General features: G+C 73.0%; 22 protein-coding genes. 15 read left to right on the forward strand and 7 right to left on the reverse strand.

Annotation, left to right across the window (positions count from 1 at the left end; all coding sequences use genetic code 11):
* Window positions 1–10 precede the first annotated feature (10 nt).
* From ABT297_RS02960 to ABT297_RS02970, 3 genes are all read left to right on the forward strand, one after another.
* The gene (locus tag ABT297_RS02960; RefSeq protein ID WP_350543928.1) at window positions 11–358 is read left to right on the forward strand and encodes a DUF5336 domain-containing protein; all 348 of its coding nucleotides are present in this window, start codon (window positions 11–13) and stop codon (window positions 356–358) included.
* Window positions 359–390: 32 nt separating this feature from the next.
* Window positions 391–1,122, forward strand: a complete 732-nt coding sequence (locus ABT297_RS02965; RefSeq protein ID WP_350543931.1) for a hypothetical protein — start codon at window positions 391–393, stop codon at window positions 1,120–1,122.
* 88 nt (window positions 1,123–1,210) lie between these two features.
* Entirely contained in the window at window positions 1,211–1,711 is a 501-nt protein-coding gene (locus tag ABT297_RS02970) for a GNAT family N-acetyltransferase (protein ID WP_350543934.1), read from the forward strand.
* 20 nt (window positions 1,712–1,731) lie between these two features.
* On the opposite strand, the gene ABT297_RS02975 is transcribed toward ABT297_RS02970, so the two are convergent.
* Window positions 1,732–4,728, reverse strand: a complete 2,997-nt coding sequence (locus ABT297_RS02975) for a putative bifunctional diguanylate cyclase/phosphodiesterase (RefSeq protein WP_350543937.1) — start codon at window positions 4,726–4,728, stop codon at window positions 1,732–1,734.
* Between the two features lie 134 nt (window positions 4,729–4,862).
* Here ABT297_RS02975 and ABT297_RS02980 point away from each other — a divergent pair, with 134 nt between their 5' ends.
* Complete coding sequence (locus ABT297_RS02980) at window positions 4,863–5,609, forward strand: N-acetyltransferase (RefSeq protein ID WP_350543940.1); 747 nt, start codon at window positions 4,863–4,865, stop codon at window positions 5,607–5,609.
* A 140-nt stretch (window positions 5,610–5,749) separates the two neighbouring features.
* On the opposite strand, the gene ABT297_RS02985 is transcribed toward ABT297_RS02980, so the two are convergent.
* Complete coding sequence (locus ABT297_RS02985) at window positions 5,750–6,334, reverse strand: hypothetical protein (protein ID WP_350543943.1); 585 nt, start codon at window positions 6,332–6,334, stop codon at window positions 5,750–5,752.
* A gap of 211 nt (window positions 6,335–6,545) precedes the next feature.
* Between ABT297_RS02985 and ABT297_RS02990 the strand changes: the two genes are divergently transcribed.
* Window positions 6,546–7,199, forward strand: coding sequence for a DUF2267 domain-containing protein (locus ABT297_RS02990; RefSeq protein WP_350543945.1), 654 nt, complete (start codon window positions 6,546–6,548; stop codon window positions 7,197–7,199).
* 159 nt (window positions 7,200–7,358) lie between these two features.
* Here the strand turns inward: ABT297_RS02990 and ABT297_RS02995 are convergent, their stop codons facing one another.
* Window positions 7,359–7,595, reverse strand: coding sequence for a hypothetical protein (locus ABT297_RS02995; RefSeq protein WP_350543947.1), 237 nt, complete (start codon window positions 7,593–7,595; stop codon window positions 7,359–7,361).
* Window positions 7,596–8,069: 474 nt separating this feature from the next.
* On the reverse strand, window positions 8,070–9,776 hold the full coding sequence (locus ABT297_RS03000; protein WP_502885477.1) for an ABC transporter ATP-binding protein: 1,707 nt from the start codon (window positions 9,774–9,776) through the stop codon (window positions 8,070–8,072).
* A gap of 161 nt (window positions 9,777–9,937) precedes the next feature.
* Between ABT297_RS03000 and ABT297_RS03005 the strand changes: the two genes are divergently transcribed.
* The 4 genes from ABT297_RS03005 to ABT297_RS03020 are packed head-to-tail and all read left to right on the forward strand — an operon-like array spanning window position 9,938 to window position 13,794.
* Window positions 9,938–10,357, forward strand: a complete 420-nt coding sequence (locus ABT297_RS03005; RefSeq protein ID WP_350543952.1) for a MarR family winged helix-turn-helix transcriptional regulator — start codon at window positions 9,938–9,940, stop codon at window positions 10,355–10,357.
* Window positions 10,354–11,643 (forward strand): right-handed parallel beta-helix repeat-containing protein, encoded by a 1,290-nt coding sequence (locus ABT297_RS03010; protein ID WP_350543954.1) that lies wholly within the window; start codon window positions 10,354–10,356, stop codon window positions 11,641–11,643. The genes ABT297_RS03005 and ABT297_RS03010 overlap by 4 nt, the downstream gene beginning before the upstream one ends.
* Window positions 11,644–11,688: 45 nt before the next feature.
* Window positions 11,689–12,519, forward strand: coding sequence for a class I SAM-dependent methyltransferase (locus tag ABT297_RS03015; protein ID WP_350543956.1), 831 nt, complete (start codon window positions 11,689–11,691; stop codon window positions 12,517–12,519).
* Between the two features lie 15 nt (window positions 12,520–12,534).
* Complete coding sequence (locus ABT297_RS03020) at window positions 12,535–13,794, forward strand: aldehyde dehydrogenase family protein (RefSeq protein WP_350543958.1); 1,260 nt, start codon at window positions 12,535–12,537, stop codon at window positions 13,792–13,794.
* A 28-nt stretch (window positions 13,795–13,822) separates the two neighbouring features.
* Here ABT297_RS03020 and ABT297_RS03025 read toward each other — a convergent pair whose 3' ends face one another.
* The 3 genes from ABT297_RS03025 to ABT297_RS03035 all read right to left on the reverse strand — a co-directional run bounded on the left by ABT297_RS03025 (window position 13,823) and on the right by ABT297_RS03035 (window position 16,441).
* On the reverse strand, window positions 13,823–15,088 hold the full coding sequence (locus ABT297_RS03025; RefSeq protein WP_350543960.1) for an RNA polymerase sigma factor: 1,266 nt from the start codon (window positions 15,086–15,088) through the stop codon (window positions 13,823–13,825).
* 38 nt (window positions 15,089–15,126) lie between these two features.
* Window positions 15,127–15,495, reverse strand: a complete 369-nt coding sequence (locus ABT297_RS03030; RefSeq protein ID WP_350543963.1) for a YciI family protein — start codon at window positions 15,493–15,495, stop codon at window positions 15,127–15,129.
* Between the two features lie 91 nt (window positions 15,496–15,586).
* Window positions 15,587–16,441 carry an aldo/keto reductase gene (locus ABT297_RS03035; protein WP_350543966.1) on the reverse strand — a complete coding sequence of 285 codons (855 nt, stop codon included), beginning with the start codon at window positions 16,439–16,441 and terminating at the stop codon, window positions 15,587–15,589.
* A gap of 251 nt (window positions 16,442–16,692) precedes the next feature.
* On the opposite strand from ABT297_RS03035, the gene ABT297_RS03040 reads away from it, so the two are divergent.
* The 6 genes from ABT297_RS03040 to ABT297_RS03065 all read left to right on the forward strand — a co-directional run bounded on the left by ABT297_RS03040 (window position 16,693) and on the right by ABT297_RS03065 (window position 21,092).
* Window positions 16,693–16,896 (forward strand): hypothetical protein, encoded by a 204-nt coding sequence (locus ABT297_RS03040; RefSeq protein WP_350543969.1) that lies wholly within the window; start codon window positions 16,693–16,695, stop codon window positions 16,894–16,896.
* Window positions 16,897–16,917: 21 nt separating this feature from the next.
* A complete protein-coding gene (locus tag ABT297_RS03045; RefSeq protein ID WP_350543972.1) occupies window positions 16,918–17,124 on the forward strand; it encodes a hypothetical protein in 207 nt (68 codons plus the stop codon).
* A gap of 758 nt (window positions 17,125–17,882) precedes the next feature.
* Entirely contained in the window at window positions 17,883–18,638 is a 756-nt protein-coding gene (locus tag ABT297_RS03050; RefSeq protein ID WP_350543974.1) for an SDR family NAD(P)-dependent oxidoreductase, read from the forward strand.
* Complete coding sequence (locus ABT297_RS03055; RefSeq protein WP_350543976.1) at window positions 18,635–19,558, forward strand: aldo/keto reductase; 924 nt, start codon at window positions 18,635–18,637, stop codon at window positions 19,556–19,558. Before ABT297_RS03050 ends, ABT297_RS03055 begins: the two co-directional genes overlap by 4 nt.
* A complete protein-coding gene (locus tag ABT297_RS03060) occupies window positions 19,555–20,430 on the forward strand; it encodes an amidohydrolase family protein (protein ID WP_350543979.1) in 876 nt (291 codons plus the stop codon). The genes ABT297_RS03055 and ABT297_RS03060 overlap by 4 nt, the downstream gene beginning before the upstream one ends.
* Window positions 20,421–21,092, forward strand: a complete 672-nt coding sequence (locus tag ABT297_RS03065; protein WP_350543982.1) for a FadR/GntR family transcriptional regulator — start codon at window positions 20,421–20,423, stop codon at window positions 21,090–21,092. The genes ABT297_RS03060 and ABT297_RS03065 overlap by 10 nt, the downstream gene beginning before the upstream one ends.
* Window positions 21,093–21,103 lie beyond the last annotated feature (11 nt).

The following is a 21,103-nucleotide window of genomic DNA, read 5'->3' on the forward strand; positions in this document are numbered from 1 at the left end:
GGAGGCCGTCATGAGAGCGATCCGCTACACCGCCGCCATCGTCACCATCGTCATGTCACTGCTCAACCTGCCGATCGCGTTCGACGACGGAGGTGCCGGCATCCCCGCCCCGCTGGCCTGGATCATCAGCCTGCTCGGCGTCGCCGGCATCGTCGCCGCCGTCGCGCTGCTGCGCTCGGCCGCCTGGGCCACCCCCGCCGTGATCACCGTGGGCGCCGTCAACCTCATCGGCGCCGTCGTCGAGCTCGTGCGCAACTCCGACGGGGCGATCATCGGCCTCGTCCTCAGCGCCGTAGCCACCGCCCTGGCGATCGCGTACGCGATGCGCAGGAACACGACCGCCGCGCCCGCCCGCTGATCGCGGCCGGAGACGACCTCCAGGAGGACACCATGCGCACCGACATCGAAACCCCCGCCGCGGCCACCGCGCCTCGCAAGCCGCTGCGCGACGTGCGCGGCTTCTGGCGAGTCCTGCTCGCCGTCGTCGCCCCGCTGCCGATGCTCGGCATGGGCGTCTACTACATCCTCAACCCCACCGAAGGCGGCGCACCCTTCGAGGACACGGTCGCGGCGTACGCCGCGCACAAGGACTTGGCCGGCACGGTCCGCTACTTCGGCGTGCCCTTCCTCGTCGGCCTGATCCCGGCCACGTTCGCCGTCGCCTGGGTCGCGCGTCGCGGCGCCCCACGCCTCACCACCGTCGGCGCCTGCATCGCGCTGCTCGGCGACCTGGCCGGCTTCCCGCTGACCCGCGGTGGCGACGAACTGGCCTACTACACCGTCAACAACGGCTTCGACGTGGCCACCATGGCGAAGCTGCAGGACGCCATGGACAACGACCCCCTCGCGCTGGTGGCGGGCCTGCTGTTCATCGTGGGCATCGTCATCGGGCTGCTGCTGCTCGGCCTGGCCCTGTGGCGCAGCGGCGCGGCACCGGCCTGGATGGGTATCGCACTCGCCGCTGGCGGGTTCACCCACCCGTTCATGCCCGGCCACGTCGCCGCCGGCGTCGGGCTGCTGGTCGCCGCGGTCGGCTTCGCCGGCGCCAGCGTGGCCCTGCTGCGCATGAACAACGACGACCTCGACCTCGCGCCCGCCCGGCTCACCCCTGGCGCGGCGTAGCACACCCGGCAACCGCGACCGCCGGCACGGCAACCCGCCGGCGGTCGCGGTGATCGTTTTCGGCGTCGCGGAACAGTACCTTCATGCCATGAAGCTGCGGCCGTACGTCGAGGAGGACCGCTGGCTGACCGAGGCCCTCGAGGGCGACCCCGAGGTCATGCGCCACCTCGGCGGCCCCGCCCCGCTGGGCCGGGTGCGGCAGGTGCACGAACGGCGCGTCGCGGCGCCCGCCGGCGAGTGGTACCGCACGATCCTGGCCGGCCCGCACGACACCCCGGCGGGGGTGGTGGCCGTCTTCGGCACGGCCTGGCAGGGCGAGGCGATCGCCGAGCTCGGCATCATGCTGCTGCCCGGCCTGGGGCAGCGGCACGGGCTCGCCGTCGGGGCGATCCGGCTGATCGTGGCGGAGGTGCGCGCCTCGGGCCTGGTGCCGCGGATCCACGCGTTCATCGGGACGGCCAACGCGGCCGCCGCGGCCGTGGCGCGACGGCTGGGGTTCGTCAGCGCGGGGCCGGTCAACGTCGACTACGAGGGCGTGCCGATCCGGTGCGAGCACTGGGCGCTCGACCTGAGCGCCCCTGCCGGCTGAACGGCCTGGCCGGGGCGGGGTCAGGCGGCCGCGGATTCGACCCGCTCGGTCGTGGTGTAGTTGCGGTCCAGCCACGCCGGCACGTCGGCGTACGGCAGCGGCCTGGTGAAGAGGTAGCCCTGACCGAAGCCGCAGCCCATGTCGACGAGCCGCTGGCGGTGCGTGGCGGTCTCGATGCCCTCCGCGACCACGTCGAGGTCGAGGGTGTGCGCGAGCTGGACGATGCCGCGCACCAGGTCGTACTGCCGGGGCGAGCTGCCGACGGTCTCCACGAACGACCTGTCGAGCTTCAGCGCGTCCACCGCCACCCGGTGCAGATAGCTCAGCGAGGAGTAGCCGGTGCCGAAGTCGTCGATGGACACGCGGACCCCGGCACCGCGCAGCGCGGCGAGGTCGGTGTGGATGTGCTCGTCGTCCCCGAGCAGCAGGCTCTCGGTGATCTCCACGATGAGCGCGTCGGCGGGCAGCTGCGCACGGGCCAGCTCGCCGAGGACCCGCTGGACGAAGCCGGGCGAGCGGAACTGGCGTACCGACACGTTGACGCTCATCGTCAGCCCCTCGGCCGGGTCCAGCCGGCGCAGCCGTACCGTGGCGTCGATCGCGTGGCGCATCACCCAGTCGCCGAGCGGCACGATGAGCCCGCACTCCTCGGCGATCTCGATGAACTCCAGCGGCGGCACCAGCCCGAACGACGGGTGCTGCCAGCGCACCAGCGCCTCGAAGCCGTGCGGCCGCCCGGATTCCAGGTCCACGATCGGCTGGTAGTGCAGCACGAACGCGTCGTCGGCGAGCGCCTGGTCGAGGTCGGTGCGCAGCCGCATGCGGCGCATGGTCTGGGCGCCCATCGCCGAGGAGTAGCGGCGCCAGCGGTTGCCCATGCTCTTCGCGCAGTTGAGCGCCACGTCGGCCGTGCCGAGCAGCTGCGTGGCATCGGCCGCGTCGGCGGTCGTGGCCATGCCGATGCTCGGCCGCGCGCTGACGACGCTGCCGCCGGCCACGATCGGCGCGCCGAACTCGTCGAGGATCCGCTGGGCGGTCTCCTCGACGCGGTCGACCTCGGCGGCGGTCACCAGCACGCCGAACTCGTCGGCCCCGAGCCGGGCCACGGTGGCCGTGCCGGGGCACACCCCGACCAGGCGCCGGCCGAAGGCCCGCAGCAGCTCGTCGCCCACGTCCTGACCCATGGTGTCGTTGACGGTACGGAACCCGTCGATGTCGATGAGCAGCACCGCCGCTGTCGCCCCGTCCGGCCGTGCGGCGCCGGCGACGGCCGCCTGGACGCCGTCCTGGAAGCGCAGGCGGTTGCCCAGGCCGGTCAGCTGGTCGAGGTACGCCCGATCGAGCAGCTCCCGCTCGAGGCGGCGGCGCTCGGTGACGTCGTGGAGGGTGAGCACCAGGCCGCCAACGGTCGGCTCGCCGGTGAGGTCCCGGACCGTGACCTCCACCTCGGCGGTGGCACCGTCGGCGCGGCGGGCCAGGTGCAGCTCACCGCTGCCGACGGCCGGCCCGCCCGGCGGCGTGCACAACAGGCCGGCGATCGGCCGCCCGACGACGTCGTCGCCGCCGAAGAGCTGCCGCGCCGACGGGCTGGCGTAGGTGACCCGGTCGTCGCCGCCGACGATGAGGATCACGTCGGTGGCGTTGAGCACCAGGGTACGGAAGTACGCCTCGCTGTTACGCCGTGTGATCTCCTGGCTGAGCGCGATGCGGTCGATCATGCTGGCCGCCTGCCCCGCCAGCACCCGTGCCGACTCCTGCAGGTCCACCAGGGCCCGCTCGGTGGCGGCGACCCACAGCTCGCCGAGCCGGACGCCGCCGATGGACAGCCCGCAGTGCAGCGCCAGCTCGAAGCCGCCCAGTTCGCGGGCCAGCCGGGCGGGCAGCTGCGCGACGTAGCGCATGCTCATCGCGTCGTCGTCGGTGCCGTCCTCCGGCACGCCCGGCGCGTGGACCTGCAGGACGATGCGGTGGGGGGTGCCCGCGCGCAGCAGCGAGCTGACCGCTCCCCGCACGACCCGCTCGACCGCGGACACCTCGGTCGCCGACAGCAGCGCCTCGCACGCCCGGCGCAGCTCCCGTTCGCGGACCAGGGCGTGCCCCACACTGCGGGCGGCGAGCCACACCCGGCTCAGCGACAACGCGACGAGCGCGGCCGAGCCGACCGCGATGACCACCCCGTTGTTCACCGGCCCGGCCAGCGCCTCGGCGAACAGGATGCCGGGCGCCACCAGGGAGGCGATGCCCAGCGCCGCCCTCCGCGGCTTGAGCTGCGTCGAGCCGATCACCCGGGGTTCGGTGAGCCACACCATCGACGGATGCAGCGCCGCCAGGCCGCCGGCGACGAAGAAGACGATCCAGCCCAGGTCCACGAAGCTGCCCAGGCCCCAGTCACCGTCGAGACGGCGCAGGCTGAACACCACGTCGGAGACGAGCAGGACCGCGCCCGAGGTGAGCAGGAGCACCACGCTCCAGCAGCGGCGCGCTTCGAGGGCCAGCCGGACCATGATGGCCAGCAGCAGCACGTCGCACAGCGGATACGCGATGGACACGGCCTTCTGTGCCGCGTTGAGACCCGGGTCGCTGAGGTACGGGTCGATGAGAAACACCCAGGCCAGCAGGCCCGCGCCGGCGGTGAAGATCAGCGAGTCGATGACCGTCGCCCAGTCGCGGTTCCGCGCACCGGACCGGCTCAGCCGCAACAGGCCGAGCAGCAACAGCGGGAACGTCGCGCCCAGCGACACCGCGTCGGCCATCGACGGGAAGGCCGAGGAGTGCAGCACGTCGTTCTGCACGACCGCGGTCGCGGTGCCGACCGCGAGTGCGAGCGAGCCGGCGACCCACAGCCACCAGGGCTGCCGCCGCCGCGGCCGGTGCCGGACGACGCCGTAGCCCATCACCGCGAGGGTGCTCACCACGATGCCGGCGAACCACAGTAGCCCGGCAGCCGGCACGACGATGTAACATACCGCAAGCGTGAGTGCACAGAGCGCATAGGCCCAGGTCAACCGCCTCGTCACGGCCGCTCCCTCCTGCACACCAAGAGCTACTCTGTCGTGCGGAACGTGGGCAGGCAAGGTCCTATCCGCCACCACTACCATCGGCCGGGCGATTCGCGAGGTGAAGGTTCCGCCCGATCTGGCAGGGTGCCGGCATGGACTTTGCCTGGCTTGAGGTGACCACGCTGGCCGAGCGGCCCGACCGCATGCCGCTGACCGCGGCCTTCGACGACCCGACCGTGGCGCCGTTCCTGTATCAGGACGCGGTGTCCGCCGCGCTGTTCGCCGCGCTGGTCGGGCGGCATCCGCAGTACACGCTGCTCGCCGTCGAGCGCGACGGCGGCCGGGCCGCGGCCATGGTGTGCACCCTGCCGTTCACCGCCGGCGGCACGCTCCCGCCGGGCGGCTACGACGCGGTGCTGCTCGCCGCGGCCGCGGACACGCTCGCCGGGCGCACCGGCCCGGACGTGTCCGCGCTCTTCGCCACCGTGCGTCCCGACCTGCGCGGCCGTGGCGTGTCGGACCACCTGCTGGGACTGGCCCGGCGCAACGCGGCGCGGCTCGGGCACCCGGCGCTGTTCGCACCGGTCCGCCCGACCCGCAAGCACCTGCACCCGCAGCTACCGCTGGAGCGCTACGTCGCCCGGCGCCGCCCGGACGGTACCGCCGAGGATCCGTGGCTGCGGGTGCACGAGCGGGCCGGCGGCCGCTTCGTGGCGGTGGCGCCGCACTCGATGACGATCACCGCCGACCTCGCACGGTGGCGGGAGTGGACCGGCCTGCCCTTGGACCGGCCCGGCCCGGTCCTCGTCGCGGGGGCCCTGGGCCCGGTGCTGTGCGACCCGGAGCGCGACGTGGCGACCTACGTGGAGGCCAACGCCTGGTACCGGCACGACCTGTGAGCCGGCGCCGTCCGGCACGCCGAAGCCCGGCTGAGGTCTCAGCCGGGCTTCGGTGACTGGTTGCGATGGTTCAGACTTCGCAGATGGTTCAGAGTTCGCGATGGTTCAGAGTTCGCGATGGTTCAGACTTCGCGGATGGTTCAGATGAGCCAGCGGTTGCGCTGGACGATGGGGAGTTTGGCCCAGCGGCGGCCGAGGCCCCAGGTGTGGCCGGCGTAGGCGGCGGCGAGGGCGACCATGACGATGGCGTAGATGAGGTGGTAGTCGATCAGGGGGTTGGTGGAGCCGCTGGGGGTGCCTTTGGCAGTGTGCTGGGCGAGGGGGAATTCGGCGAGCCACATCATGGCCATCATGAGGGTGCCGGAGGCGGCGGCGATGCGTAGGCCGATGCCTGCGGTGAGGGCGAGGCCGATGCCGAGCAGGCCGAGCATGAACAGTGTGTTGGCGTACCAGGTGCCGGCGATGGTGTGGAAGAAGTTTTGGAGGGGGCCGGCGTCGACGGAGGCGAGGAAGCCTTTGGTGGGGCTGCCGCCGTTGATCCAGGCCTTGGCTTCGGGGGTGGCGTAGCCGAGGCCGAAGGTCTTGTCGGCGAAGGCCCAGAGGAAGACGAAGCCGGTGGCGTAGCGCAGGACGGCGAGGGTCTTGGCGGCGGCGTTGGTGAGCATGCTGCCGGGGGCTTCGACGCGTTCGAGGTGGCTGGCCTGGTGGATGTGTGCGGTGCTCATTTCGGCCTCCTGCCGTTTCCTGGTGACACACACATCGTCATCCCTGGCCGGTACGCGTGGCCCGTGCCGAATCTCCCCACCATCCGGGACCCATGTCCTCCCGCCACCGGGACCTCCTGCCGGCCGGTGGCCGAGCCGGCCGACGTTTCGGCCGGGCGGTGCACGGTAGTTGTTGGGGTTAGCCGGCACCGATTCCGCGGGAGGGATGACCATGTCGCCGTCCGGAGGAGACGCCTTCAACCATGCGTTGCACACGGCCAACGTCTGGGTCGCCGACGTCGAGAGCGCGTTCGGCACCAACGACCGTCGCTTCGCGCAGCGCGCCGTGCGCGCCTGGCTGCACACGCTGCGTGACCGGCTCACCGTCACCGCTGCGGTGAAGCTCGGCGCCCAGCTGCCCGAACTGCTGCGCGGGATCTACTACGACGGCTGGGAACCGAGCCGGGCGCCGGAGCGCTACGGCGCCGAGGAGTACGTCCGGCGCTTCTCCACCCAGGCCGCCGTGCGGTCGACGCAGGTCCCGGCGATCGCTGCCACCGTCACGGAGGTCATCGGCCAGCACATGTCGCCCGGTCAGCTGGCCGAGGCGACGGCGGAGCTGCCTACCGACCTGCGCGACCTGGTCACCGGCGCGACGACCGCGCCGGCCCGTCCCGGCGCCGCCCCGACGCGCGGCCCGGCGGCCGACCGCGTGGCCCTGCTGGAGGAGCGGGTCGGCGACCTTACGGCGGCGGTGCGCGCGCTGGCCCGCGGCCTGGAGGACGGCCGGGGCGACCACGCCGGCATCGACCAGACCCAGGTCACCCGGGCCGCCCGCCTCGCCGACGAGATCCTGGTGGCCGGTGGAATCCAGCACGGCTCGTAACGCCGACGAGATCCGGTCGCCGATGAAATCCAACCCGGCACCGGCCCATGCCGACCGCCCGACCGCCCGATCGCTTGCCGAGCCGTTGTCTCGGCCGCGTGCTCGGGGCAGGGGACAGCGTCGCCACCGGTCGGGGGGAGGCGGCGACGCGGGTGAATGTCAGCGGTTACGCTGGCGCCAGGTGGCCATGGTGGCCTCGATACGGCGCTGGTTGCGGGTGCTGCCGAGACCGCGCTTGGCCCGCCCGTACAGCCAGATGGCCCCGCCGACGACCAGCGCACCGACGATGAGATAGCCGATGCTGCCGAGCAGCAAGTGCAACACCCAGCTTGCGATCGAGCCCACGATGATCAGGCCCACGACGACGGCTACGGCACCAACCAGAAAACGACCCATGCATCCAGCATGCTCCCGCGACGCAACGGCGGCATCAGGGGTTTCCCGGACTCATGCGGCCAGGGTGGTCGTGTCCTGGCAGTCGGCCGCCCAAACTGCCGAGTTCGACGCCCCGGCGGCCCCGGCCGGCGGTGGCACGCTCGTCGGCGGTGCCGCGCTCGTCGGCGGTGCCGCGCCGGCCGGCAGTGGCGCCCCGCCTATAGCGGCGCCGGCCCGGTGGCCTGGCCGCCCGCGAACGCACGCGGCCAGGGTGGTCGTGTCCCGGCAGCCGGCCGTCCGAAACTGCCGAGTTCGACGCCCCGGCGGCCCCGGCCGGCAGTGGCACGCTTGTCGGCAGTGGCGCGCCGGCCGGTGGCCTGGCCGCCCGCCGACGGTGTGCTGCTGGTCGGCGGCGGGGCTGGTCGGCGGCACGCCGGTCGTGGTGGGGCGCCCAGCGGTGGTGCGGTGAGTCGGGTCCGGTGGACGGGCGGCGGGTCAGGCGGCCAGGGTGGCGTAGGGTCCGGCGGCCGAGAGCAGGGTGGTGTGCGTGCCCCGCTCGACGACGCGGCCCTGGTCGATGACCGCGATCTGGTCGGCGTCGCGGACCGTGGACAGGCGGTGGGCGATGGTGATCGTGGTGCGGCCGCGGGCCAGGTCGTCGAACGCGCGTTGCACGGCGCGCTCGGTCTCGTTGTCCAGGGCGCTGGTGGCCTCGTCGAGGACCAGGATGCGCGGGTCGCGCAGCAGGGTGCGGGCGATCGCGATGCGCTGCTGCTCGCCGCCTGAGAAGCGGTGGCCACGCGAGCCGACGACCGTGTCGTAGCCGTCGGGCAGGGCCGCGATGAGGTCGTGGATCCGCGCCGCCCGCGCCGCGGCCTCGAGCTCGGCGTCGGTCGCGTCGGGCTTGGCGTATCGCAGGTTTTCCCGCACCGTCGTGTGCAGCAGGTAGGTCTCCTGGCTCACGATGCCGACGATCGCGGCGAGGTCGGTCAGGCGCAGGTCGCGCAGGTCGACGCCGTCGATGGTGATCCGGCCCGCGGTGGGGTCGTGGAGCCGGGCGATGAGCGAGGCGATGGTGCTCTTGCCCGAGCCGGTCTCGCCGACGAGCGCGAGGGAGGTGCCGGCCGGCACGTCGAGCGAGACGCCGGCCACGGCCGCCGAGCCGCTGCCCGGATAGCTGAACGTGACGTCCTCGAAGCGCAGGTGGCCGCGCACGTCGTGCGGCGCGACGGGGTGCTCCGGCTCGGCGACCTCGACGGGCAGGTCGAGGTATTCGAAGATGCGTGCGAACAGCGCGAGCGAGCTGGTGAGCGCGACGCCGACGCCCAGCAGGCCCATGAGCGGCCGGAAGAGGCCCGCCTGCAGCGAGGTGAACGCGACCAGGGTGCCGATGCTCAGCGAGCCCGCGGTCATCGGCAGGCCGGCGCTGAGGTAGATGATCGCCGGGATTGCGGCGAAGATGATGCTCATCGACGCCATCCGCCAGCGGCCGGCCAGCTCGGAGCGCAGCTCGAGGTCGATCAGCCGCTCGGAGGAGGCGGTGAACCGGTCGATCAGCGCGCCACCCGCGCCCATGGTCTTGCTCAGCCGTACACCACTGATGGAAAGCCCCTCCTCGATCGTCACGTTGAGGTCGGCCAGCTCGCGCTGGCGCTGGGCGGTGATCTCGCGGCGCATGCTCGCGACCTTGCGGGTCAGGTAGATCGCGGGCGGCAGCACGACGAGGGAGACCAGCGACAGGCGCCAGGACAGCGCCGCCATGGCGACGGCGGTGGCGACCACGGTGGTGAGGTTGGACGCGATGGACGTGGCGGTGTTGGTGACGACCGCCTCCATTCCGCCGATGTCGTTGGTGATACGCGACTGCACCTCGCCGCTGCGCGTGCGGGTGAAGAAGCCGATCGACTGCCGCTGCAGGTGCGTGAAGACGTCGGTGCGCAGCCGGTGCATGACCAGCTGGCCGACCTTGGTCGACAGCCACGTCTGGACCACGCCGAGCGCCGAGGTCACGGCGGCCACGGCGACCATGCCGAGCACCAGCCAGACGAGCAGCCGGGTGTCGCGGGCGGGCAGCGCGCGGTCGATGACCTCGCGGAGCAGGAACGGCGACGCCATCGACAGCACCGACGACACCACGATGATGAGCACGACGACCGCGAGCCGGCCGCGGTGCGCGGTGAACAGGCGGCCGATGCGGGTCAGGGAGACCCCTTTGGCCTGCTCCTTCTCGGCGGCGCTGACCTTCCGGGGCCCGCGGACGCGGGTGGGGTGGTTTGGCTCCAAGGGGAACGCCTCTCTGTCGGGAACATGGTGAGGTTACCTCACTATGAGGTACCAACACCAACCCCTGCTACCGTGTTCCCGTGGAGGACGAGGGCCTCGCGGAGCTCTTCTGGAGCGTGGCGCGCCGGCTGCGGCACCGCTCGCACGAGTCGCTGCAGCCGCTGGGGATCACGCCGGGGCAGGCGCGCGCCCTGAACATGCTCGCCCGGCACGGCACCATGCGCCCGAGCGAGCTGTCCGAGCACCTGAAGATCGCCCCGCGCTCGACGACCGAGGTGGTCGACGGGCTGGAGGAGCGCGGCCTCGTGGAGCGGCTGCCTGACCCCGCCGATCGCCGGGCGACGCTGGTGGAGCTCACGCCGTCGGGCGGTAGCATCGCGGAGAGCATCCGTGCCGAGCGCGGCGCCGAGGGCGAGCGCTTCTTCGCCGCCCTCCCGCCGCAGGACCGGGCGGAGCTGGCCCGCATACTCGCCGCGCTGCGGGTATCAGAACCATCGTGATCAACGCACGCGAGCACGGCATGGCCGGTGACGGTGTCACCAACGACCAGCCGGCGCTGCAGCGGCTCGTCGACGCCGGCCCGCCCGGCCGGGTGATCTACTGTCCGGCCGGGACGTATTCGATCCGCGACGTCGCCACCGTCTGGCGCACCGGCGTGTCGCTGGTCGGGGACGGCCCGTCGTCGACCCGCTTCGTGCTGTCCAACCCGGGCGCGCCGGGCGTCCCGGTGCCGCTGGCGTTCTGGACCACGCTGCAGCACGGTGCCTCGCCGGAGCGCGCGATCGCGGACGTCACCTTCGCCGGGTTCGAGATCGACGGCTCGCAGGTCACGCTGCCCGCGTACGACGTGCTGGCCAAGGGGCTCGGCCTGCAGTACGTGCTGCGCGGCTCCTTCCGTGACCTCTACATCCACGACACGCCGGCGACCGGCTTCGGCTGCGACTTCCTGCAGGACACGACCGTGGAGCGCGTGGTCGCGGCCGGCTGCGGGCGGCTGGACTCCGGCTGGGAGAAGGGCGGCGCCGGCATTGGCATCGGCGTGGGCGGCTGGGGCGCGGTCGAGCGCCTGACCGTGAGCGAGTGCGTGACGCTGGGCAACGGCACCAACGGCATCTTCGTCGAGCTGCAGGACGCCTCGTGGACCCCGCCGCGCGGCATCCGCGTCCTGGGCTGTCACGCCGAGAACAACAAGTACGGCATCTCCGACTGGGGCGCCGACGGCCTGCTCGTCTCCGGCTGCACGATGATCGGCAACCACACCGCCGGCTTCGACGTCTCCGGGCAGGGCACCACGCACATCGCCGGCCGCTACGGCGTGATCACCGGCTGTGTCGTCGACGACAACCCCGGCGACGGCGTCAGCATTGGCAACACCCCTGGCGGGTACACCGTCAGCGCGACGCGCATCAGCCGCAACGGCGGACACGGCTACCGCCAGCACAACCTGCCCGGCGCGATCCGGATCCCGGCCGCCGACATGGTCCTCGACGGCAACGACATCTGGGACAACGCGGGTGACGGCATCCGCATCGACGGGGCGTTGATCGACCCGTTCCTCGTCAACAACCGCATTCGAGGCAACGGTACGTCCGAGAGCCCGTCCGCCGGCATCGCGATCAACGCCCGGGTCGTCTCGGCGACGATCCGAAACCAGCGGATCTGGGACCGCCACATCCCGCCGACGCAGCGGGTGTCGCTGGCGGTGACCGCGCACGGCGACCTGGCCGATCCCGTGTTCGTCGACCTGGAGCCGGTCGTCGAACCGGACATGTACGCCACTTCGTGACGGACCGGGTTCTTATCCGCTTGACCGGCGTGTGACCCTCGTCGGGTGAGCGAATACCTCCGTCTCAACCGCGCCAACTGGGACGAGCGCGCCCCGGCGCACGCGGCCTCCGCCGGGTACGCGATCGGGCGGTTCGTGGACGATCCGGCGTACCTCAGCGAGGTGGTCCGCTTCGACCGTCCGCGCCTGGGCGACGTGCGCGGGCTGCGGGCCGTGCACCTGCAGTGCCACATCGGCACGGACACGCTGTCGCTGCACCGCCTCGGGGCCCGCGTCACCGGCGTGGACTTCTCACCCGCGTCGCTGGCGCAGGCGCGTGCCCTGGCCGAGCGCACCGGCGCGGACATCGACTACGTCGAGTCGGACGTCTACGCCGCGCCGGACGTGCTCGAGCCGGGCTCGTTCGACCTGGTGTACACCGGCGTCGGCGCGCTGTGCTGGCTGCCCGACATCCGCCGCTGGGCCGCGGTCGTTGCCACCCTGCTGCGCCCCGGCGGCCGCCTGTTCATCCGCGAGGGCCACCCGATGCTGGCGAGCGTCGACGAGACCCGTGGCGGCGGCGTCCTGGAGGTCCAGTTCCCGTACTTCGAGCAGGAGGCACCGCTCGTGTGGGACGACGACACCACGTACGTCGAGACGGAGGTCAAGTTCGTCAACAACGTCACCCACCAGTGGAACCACGGCCTCGGCGAGACCGTCACCGCGCTGCTCGGCGAGGGCCTGGAGCTGACCATGCTGCAGGAGCACGACAGCTGCCCGTGGGACGCGCTGCCCGGCTTCACCGTCGGTGACGAGCACGGCGAGTACCGGTTGGCCCAGGGACCCGAGCGACTGCCGCTTACATACACTCTTCAGGCACGCAAGCGTTCGTACTGAAGAGGAGCCGTCGCCGTGGCCGATGAGCAGGACGTGAACGAGGTCGTGGCAGCGGCCGCCCGGGCCGCGCGGGCCGCCGCCGGTTCGCTCGCGGCGGCGCCGGCCAAGACCATCGACGAGGCCCTGCGCGGCATGGCCCGACGCCTCGCCGCGGCCCCCGGCCCGATCCTCGCCGCCAACGCCGCCGATGTCGCCGCGGCCGAGGCCGGCGGCATGAGCGGCGGCCTGCTGGACCGGCTCCGCCTCGACGAGGCCCGCCTGGCGGCGATGGCCGAGCAGCTGAACATCCTCGCCGACGTCGAACCCGAGCCGGCCCGGCGCACGGTGCGCGAGCTCGGCGGCGGCCTGGTCCTGCAGGAGTGGCGGCGCCCGGTCGGCGTCATCGGCGCCAACTACGAGGCCCGCCCCAACGTCACCGTCGATGTCGCCTCCCAGCTGGTCAAGTCGCAGAACGGCGGCGTGCTGCGCACCGGATCGGCCGCCCTCGCCTCCGCGATCGCGCTCATGGACGAGGTCGTCGCGCCCGCCCTCGCCGAGGCCGGCCTCGACCCGGCCGCCGTCCAGCTCATCCGGGCCCGCGGCCGCGGCTCCGCCGAGGCGCTGGTCGCCCAGCCCGGCCTGATCCCGCTCGTCATCCTGCGCGGCAGCGGCGAGAGCACCCGCAGCCTGGCGGAGAAGGCCGCGCTGCGGGGCGTACGCACCCTCGCCCACGCCGACGGCGGCGGGGTGCTCTACATCGACGCCGCCGCCGACCTCGACAAGGCGTTCGCGCTCATCGCCGCCGGCCTCGACCGCCTCGGGGTGTGCAACCGCCTCAACCTGCTGCTCATCCACCGCGACCGCTTCGACGACCTGGTGCCCCGCGTCACCGAAGCGGTCGCCCCGAGGGTCGCCGTCTCCCTGCCGCCGCACGACCACCCGCTGGGGTACGAGTGGGCCCTCGACTCGGCCCGCGAGGCGACCATCACGATCGCCCCGGCCGGCGGCCCGCTCGACGCCGCCCGCATCGCCAACGACGAGACCTCCGGCCTGGCCGCCGGCATCGTCACCGAGGACGCCGCCGCGGCCCGCGAGTTCCTGTCGGGCTACGCGGGCACCGGCGCCTTCTGGAACGCCACGACCCGACTGCTGGACGGCTTCAAGCTGCTCAACGTCCCGGAGACCGGCATCAACATCGACCGGGTCCCCGGCCCGCGCGGCCCGGTCACGTTCCGCGACCTGTCTCTGCGTCAATACGCGGTCGTCCCCGCCGACCGCCTCGCCGACCTCGACTGAGCCGCCCGAGGCGCCGGCGCGGACGGCGTCAGCCGGCGGCGCGGCGGGCGAACAGCTCGCGTTCGGTCTCGTTGCGTGTGAGCGCCGCGGCGCGGGCGAACTCGGCCCGAGCCTCCGCACCCCGGCCCAGCCGCTCCAGCAGCTCGCCACGGGCCGCCGGCAGGTGCGGGTACGCGGCCAGCTCGCCCCGCGCGATCAGCCCGTCGACGATCTCCAGTCCGGCGGCCGGGCCGTCGGCCATGCCGACGGCCACGGCGCGATTGAGATCGACCACGGCCGACGGGGCCACGTGCGACAGCAATTGGTACAGCGCGGCGATGCGCGCCCAGTCCGTCTCCGCGGGGGTCAGGGCGCGGGCGTGGCAGGCGGCGATCGCGGCCTGCAGCCCGTAGGGGCCGAGCGTGCCCAGCTCCTCGGCGTGGGCCAGGGCGGTCAGCCCGCGGCGGATCAGCAGCCGGTCCCAGCGGCGGCGGTCCTGGTCCAGCAGCAGCACCGGGCGCCCGTCGGCGTCGGTGCGGGCGGCCATCCGCGACGCCTGCAGCTCCATGAGCGCGGTCAGCCCGTGGACCTCGGCCTCGCCGGGCAACAGCCCGGCGAGGACCCGGCCGAGCCGGATGGCGTCGGCGCACAGTTGCGGCCGCGACCAGTCGTCGCCCGCCGCGGCGGAATAGCCTTCATTGAAGATCAGATATATCGTACCGAGAACAGCCGCCAACCGAGCCGGAACCTCCGACGGCGGGGGCAGTTCGAAGCGCACGCCCTCCTTCGCCAGGGTCTTCTTCGCCCTCAGGATGCGCTGCGAGACGGTCGCCTCCGTGGTGAGGAAGGCGCGGGCGATCTCGTCCGTCCGCAGGCCGCCCAGCATCCGCAGGGTCAGCGCCACCTGTGACTCGGTGGTGAGACTCGGGTGACACGCGGTGAAGATCAGTCGCAGCAGGTCGTCGCCGATGTGGTCGTCGAGCGCGTCGACGATGTCCGGCTCGGCCGAGGTCTGCTCGGCCAGCTCCACGTCCCGCCCGACGACCGCGAGCTTGCGCCGGTAGTTCTCCTGCCGCCGCAGGTGGTCGATCGCCCGGTGTTTGGCCGTGGCCATCAGCCACGGACCGGGATCGTCGGGCACGCCGCGGGCCGGCCACTGCTCCAGCGCCACGACGAGCGCGTCCTGCGCCAGCTCCTCGGCCAGCCCGACGTCGCGCACCATCCGCGCGAGCGCGGCGATGATCCGGGCGGATTCGATTCGGTACACGGCCTCGACAACGCGGCGGACGTCGGGCGCGGAATCGGTGGTCGTCACGCCACCGATCCTCGCACCCGCCCGGACCTGGCATTGGCCTACGGCTGCTGGAAGTCCTCCGGGCCCATGACCTTCAGCAGCCGGCACTCGGCCTCCCAGCCCGCCCAGAGGTCGCGGTGCAGCTTCATGAAGCGCGAGGCCCACTCCACCGCCTCCTCCTTGGTCCGGGTCTCGTACACCGCGTAGCTGATCATCTCCTTGGTCTCCGCGAACGGCCCGTCGGTGACGCTCAGCCCGCCGCCGGTGACGGTGATCTTCGCGCCGGCCTGGCTGGGCGCGAGGCCGGCGTTGTCCAGCAGGACGCCGGCCGCGGTGGCCTCCTCGCCCAGCTTGATGATCGCCGCCATCAGCTCGGCCGGCGGCGGGGTCGCGGGCTGGGTGGCCTCGAGCAACATCACGTAGCGCATCTTCGTCTCCTCTGTAGCGGGTATTTCCCGTCCTTCATCCCCTCCTCGAAGGGGCCGGGCCGGATCCGACACGCGGCCGGAACCTTTTCCGCTACGCGCTACGGGTGATGTCCGCGACCTCCGCCGGGGTCAGCTCGATCCCGGCCGCCACGATGTTGTCCTCCAGGTGCCGCACCGAGCCGGTACCCGGGATCGGCAGCATCGCCGGCGAGCGCGCCAGCAACCAGGCCAGCACGATCTGCCGGGGCGTGGCCTCGTACTTCTTGGCGATCGCCTCGATCGCGGCGTTCTCGTCGAGGTTCTGGATCGGCGCCCACGGCAGGAATACGATCCGCTCCTGCTCGCACAGGTCGACGAGCGACTCGGAGCCGCGGTCGTCGACGTTGTACCGGTTCTGGATCGACACGACCGGGGTGATCCGCTGGGCGACCCGCAGCTGCTCCTCGGTGAAGTTCGACACGCCGATGTGACGGATCTTGCCCTGCGCCTTGAGCTCGGCGAGCGTCCCGATCGACTCCTCGATGGGCACGGCCGGGTCGGGGCGGTGGAACTGGTACAGCGGGATCGAGTCCAGCCGCAGCTTGCGCAGGCTGCCCTCGAGCGCCTCGGTCAGGTGCGCTGGCCGCCCGTCCGCCTCCCAGCGGTTGGGCCCAGGGCGCACCAGCCCGCCCTTGGTGGCGATGACCAGATCCTCCGGGTAGGGGTGCAGGGCCTCGGCGATCAGCTGCTCGCTGACGTCGGGCCCGTACGAGTCGGCGGTGTCGATGAAGTTCACGCCCAGCTCGACGGCGCGGCGCAGGACCCGGACGGCTTCGTCGCGGTCGCGCGGCTCGCCCCAGATTCCCTCGCCGGTGACGCGCATCGCGCCGAAGCCGAGCCGGTTGACGGTCAGGTCGCCGCCGACGTCGATGGTTCCGGCGTTCCGCGCGCTGCTCTGCTCTGACATGCGTCAGGTCTCCTTCGGAGTCGAGAGTGCTCCCGCCCCCGAATCTATCCACGCGTCCGGCCCCGCGGCACGCGGAGCGATCCGGCGGATGCGCTGCATCCGGCGCGTCGCCTGCTTCACATGCCCGGGTAATCGGTCGGCCCGGTGAGATTCTGCGGTACTTCGCCTATGGATTACCGCAGATCGGCCTGGGTATGGTGACGCGCGATCGGCCCCGACCACCGCACCGCCGAGCACTGGGAGTGAGCAGCATGACCGCGCTTGACCCGACCGGAATCGACCCGAACAGCCCCGAGGCCCGGGCCCGCGAGGCGGCGCGCCGCGAGGCGGAGCGGCAGCAGAGCCTGGAGCACCAGCTGGCCCGCGGCGGCCATGTGGACGAGGGCCCCGTCGACTCGACGGGCCGCAGCATCCGCGACCCGCGCCGAGGCACCCAGCTCGACGAGGACATCTGACTGCTGCTCGCGCCGCTCGCTGTGCTGCCGTTCCCGGTGGCCCTGGCGGTGCTCAGCGCCGGGTCGGTGGCCGGCACCGCCGCGCTGCTGTGGATGCGCTTCCGCCGCGCGCTGCCCGGGCCGACCGGCCGGGTGCTCGTCGGGCTCGATCTGCTGGTTCTGCGCAGCGGCGCGCTCGTCGGGGTGGCGACCGCGGCGAAGCTGACGCCGGCGCTGTTCATCGCCTAACTGATCATCGCCCGCCGCTACCGGAAGGCCGCCGTCGCCGCCGGGGCCGGGCTGGCCGCCACGGGCCTGGCGTGGCTCGTCGCTTCGGAGGCCGTGGCCGCTGCTCGCGCTCGCTGGCGTGCTCTTCTGGATCACCCGGGTCCAGTTGTCGGTCCGGTCGTCCGTTGACATCTCCCCCCAGCTGAAGCAGGGGGATTCAACCCTCGCGGGTTGAGTTTTCTGCTTCACCGACAACAGCCGACCCGGACTACCGGCGAGGGACGGTGTACCGCCCATCGGTCTTACATCGTCTCCACAGACGTCACTTCCCGCCAGCCCGACGGTAGGCCCGACCGGCTTGGTTATCACCGTCCGGGCAGCACGCTGCTAGCACATATGCCCGCTTGCGCACCACGGACGGTCGACGCCGGATTCGCCTTGGCGGCGAATCGCGGAGGTATCCGATGACTGGACCGGCCTGGCGCTCGCCGGGGTCACGATGTGCCTGATCAGCTCGTTCGCCCGGGTGTACCACCGGGTGTGGGAGCTGCCCGCCGTGCTGGCGCTCCGGCCGGTGTGGCTGGTCCCGGCGCTGAGCCTGCCGACACTGGTCGGCGTCCTGCTACTGGCCGCGCCGCGCGGGCCGTCTCCGCCCCGCCCCGCCGGCGAGGGCCGCGTGACATCGGACGTTTATCGGCCGGGCCGCTCCTGTCAAGCCCTTGTGTCCGGACGCGCCGGGCTGATAGACAGCAATCCTCCGATGTATTTGGGAGTGCTTCGTGAACGGTGAGTTCGACGCTCTCGCCGCTGTCGTGACCGGCGGCGCCTCCGGGATCGGGCTGGCCACGGCCCGGCACCTCGCCGCCCGCGGCGCCCGGGTGGCCAGCCTGGACCTGCGCGCCGACGACCTGCCCGAGGGCATCGCCGGGTTCGTCGCCGACGTCACCGACGACGCCGCCGTGCGCGCGGGCGTGTCGGCCGCGGCCGAGCGCCTCGGCGGGATCGACATCCTCGTCAACAATGCCGGGATCGGCGCCATCGGCACGGTCGAGTCGAACCCCGACGACGAGTGGCACCGCGTCTTCGACGTCAACGTCGTCGGCCTGGTCCGGGTCACCCGCGCCGCGCTGCCGCACCTGCGCCGCTCGGCCCATCCCGCGATCGTCAACACCAGCTCCATCGCGGCCCACGCCGGCCTGCCCGACCGGGCCCTCTACAGCGCCACCAAGGGCGCCGTGCAGGCGTTGACGGCGGCGATGGCGGCCGATTACGTACGGGAGGGCATCCGGGTCTGCTGCGTCAACCCCGGCACCGCCGACACGCCGTGGGTGCGCCGGCTGCTCGACCAGGCCGAGGACCCGCAGGCCGAGCTGAGCGCGCTCAACGCCCGGCAGCCGACCGGGCGGCTGGTCAGTGCCGAGGAGGTCGCGCACGCCATCGCCTACCTGGCCAGCCCGCTGGCCGGCGCGACGACGGGCACCGTGCTGTCCGTCGACGGCGGCATGCACGGCCTGCGCCTGCGGGCCCGGCCGTGAGGCTCGGGCTGGGCTGCGCCCAGCTCGGCAACCTCTACCGCGAGCGCACCGACGACGACGCCCGCGCGATCGTCGACGCCGCCTGGGACGCCGGGATCCGGTACTTCGACACCGCCCCGCACTACGGCATCGGCCTGTCCGAGCGTCGCCTGGGTGCCGCGCTGCGCGACCGGCCGCGCGCGCAGTACACCATCAGCACCAAGGTCGGCCGGCTGCTCGAGCCCACCGGCGAGGGCGGCGACGACCTCGCCGACGGGTTCGCCGTGCCCCGCACCCACCGGCGGGTCTGGGACTTCACCCGCGACGGGGTGCGCCGTTCGATCGAGGACAGCCTGGCCCGGCTCGGCCTCGACCGGGTCGACATCGCGCTGCTGCACGACCCCGAGCACCACCCCGAGGAGGCGCTACGGCAGGGCTTCCCGGCCCTGGCCGAGCTGCGCGCCGAGGGTGTCGTGCGCGCCATCGGGGCCGGCTCCAAGGACGCGGCCGTGCTCACCCGGGTCGTCGCCGAGTGCACGCCCGACGTCGTGATGGTCGCCGGGCGGTTCACGCTGCTCGAACAGCCCGCCGCCGAGCGACTCCTGCCGGCGTGCGCCGCGGCCGGCGTCGGCGTGCTCGCCGCCGGGGTGTTCAACAGCGGGCTGCTCGCCGAGGACCGGCCGTGGGACGGGCTGCCGTACGAGTACGGCGCCGCCCCAGCGGACCTCCTGCGCCGGGCCACCGAGATCGCCGGCGTCTGCGCCGAGCACGGCACCACGCTGCCGGCCGCCGCCATCGCCTTCCCCGGCCGTGACCCGGCCATCACCACGGTCGTCCTCGGCGCCGACTCGGCCGAGCAGGTGCGCCGCAACGCCGCCCTGTTCGACGCGCCGCCGCCGGACTCCCTGTGGCCGGCGTTGACCGGTCGGGGGCTGCTGTGATCGTCGACGCGCACCACCACCTGTGGCACCTGGGCGGCGGCTACGACTGGCTCGACGCGCCGGAGCTCGCCCCGATCCGGCGTACCTTCGGCCCCGGCGACCTGCGGGCGGAGCTCGCCGCCGCCGGCGTGACCCACACCGTGCTCGTCGAGGGCGGACGCTGCGACGCCGACGAGGCGGCGCTGCTGCTCGGCCACGCGCGCGAAACCCCCGAGATCGCCGGCGTCGTCGCCTGGGACGATCCGGCGGCACCGGTGTTCCCGGCGTACCGGGACCTGCCCGGCGCCGAGCACCTCGTCGGGCTGCGCGCCCAGGTGCAGGCCGAGGACACCGGATACCTCGACCGCGCCGACGTGCGCGCCGGCCTGCGCCGCATCGGTGCCGCCGGGCTCGTCTTCGACCTCGTCATCCGCGCCGACCAGCTGCCCGCCGCCGCGCGGGTCGCCGCCGCCCTGCCCGACGTCCGGTTCGTCCTGGACCACCTGGGCAAGCCCCGCATCCGCGCCGGCGGCCTCGCACCCTGGCGCGCCGCGCTCGCCGGCCTCGCCGCCCTGCCCAACGTCGCGGCGAAGCTGTCCGGCCTCGTCACGGAGGCCGACTGGGAGCATTGGAAACCCCAGGACCTGCAGCCGTACGCCGAACAGGCCCTTGAGCTGTTCGGGCCGGCCCGGCTGATGTTCGGCTCGGACTGGCCGGTCTGCCGCCTGGCCGCGCCCTACGGGCGGGTCCTGGCCGTCGCCGACGAGCTGATCACCCCGCTCACCAGTCCCGCGGAGCGGGCACAGGTGTTCGGCGGCACAGCCGCCGAGGTCTACCGTCTGGGCGTCGGCGGCGCGGGCGTAGAGTCGCCGCGGAGGGACCCATGGCACTGACCGACGAGGCAATCGACAAGATCAAGGGCATGATCACCTCGGGCGAACTCGGCCCGGGGGACCGGCTGCCCAAGGAGGCCGACCTGGCCGAGCGCCTCGGCCTGTCGCGCAACTCGCTGCGCGAGGCGGTCAAGGCCCTGTCGATGATCCGCGTCCTGGACGTCAGGCAGGGCGACGGCACGTATGTCACCAGCCTCGAGCCCAACCTGCTGCTCGACGCGCTGAGCTTCGTGGTCGACTTCCACCGCGACGACACCGTCCTGCAGTTCCTCGAGGTGCGCCGCATCCTGGAGCCCGCGGCGACCGCCCTGGCCACCGAGCGGATGAGCGAAGAGGACGTGGCGAAGCTGCAGACGGTGCTCGACGACCTCGGCGCCGACCCGACGATCGAGGCCCTCGTCGCCAACGACCTGGAGTTCCACCGCCTGATCGCGGCCGGAGCCGGCAACACGGTGCTGTGCTCGCTCATCGAGGGCCTGTCCGGCCCGACCACCCGTGCCCGCATCTGGCGCGGCCTGACCCAGGAGGGCGCCGCGGCCCGCACGCGCGAGCAGCACCAGGCGATCGTCGACGCGATCGCCACCCGCCAGCCGGACCTGGCCCGAGCCTGGGCCTCGATCCACGTGGCCGGCGTCGAGGAGTGGCTGCGCCGGGCCCTGTAGCCGTGTTGGCT

This window comes from Dactylosporangium sp. NPDC000555, from assembly GCF_040300025.1.
Lineage (GTDB): Bacteria > Actinomycetota > Actinomycetes > Mycobacteriales > Micromonosporaceae > Dactylosporangium.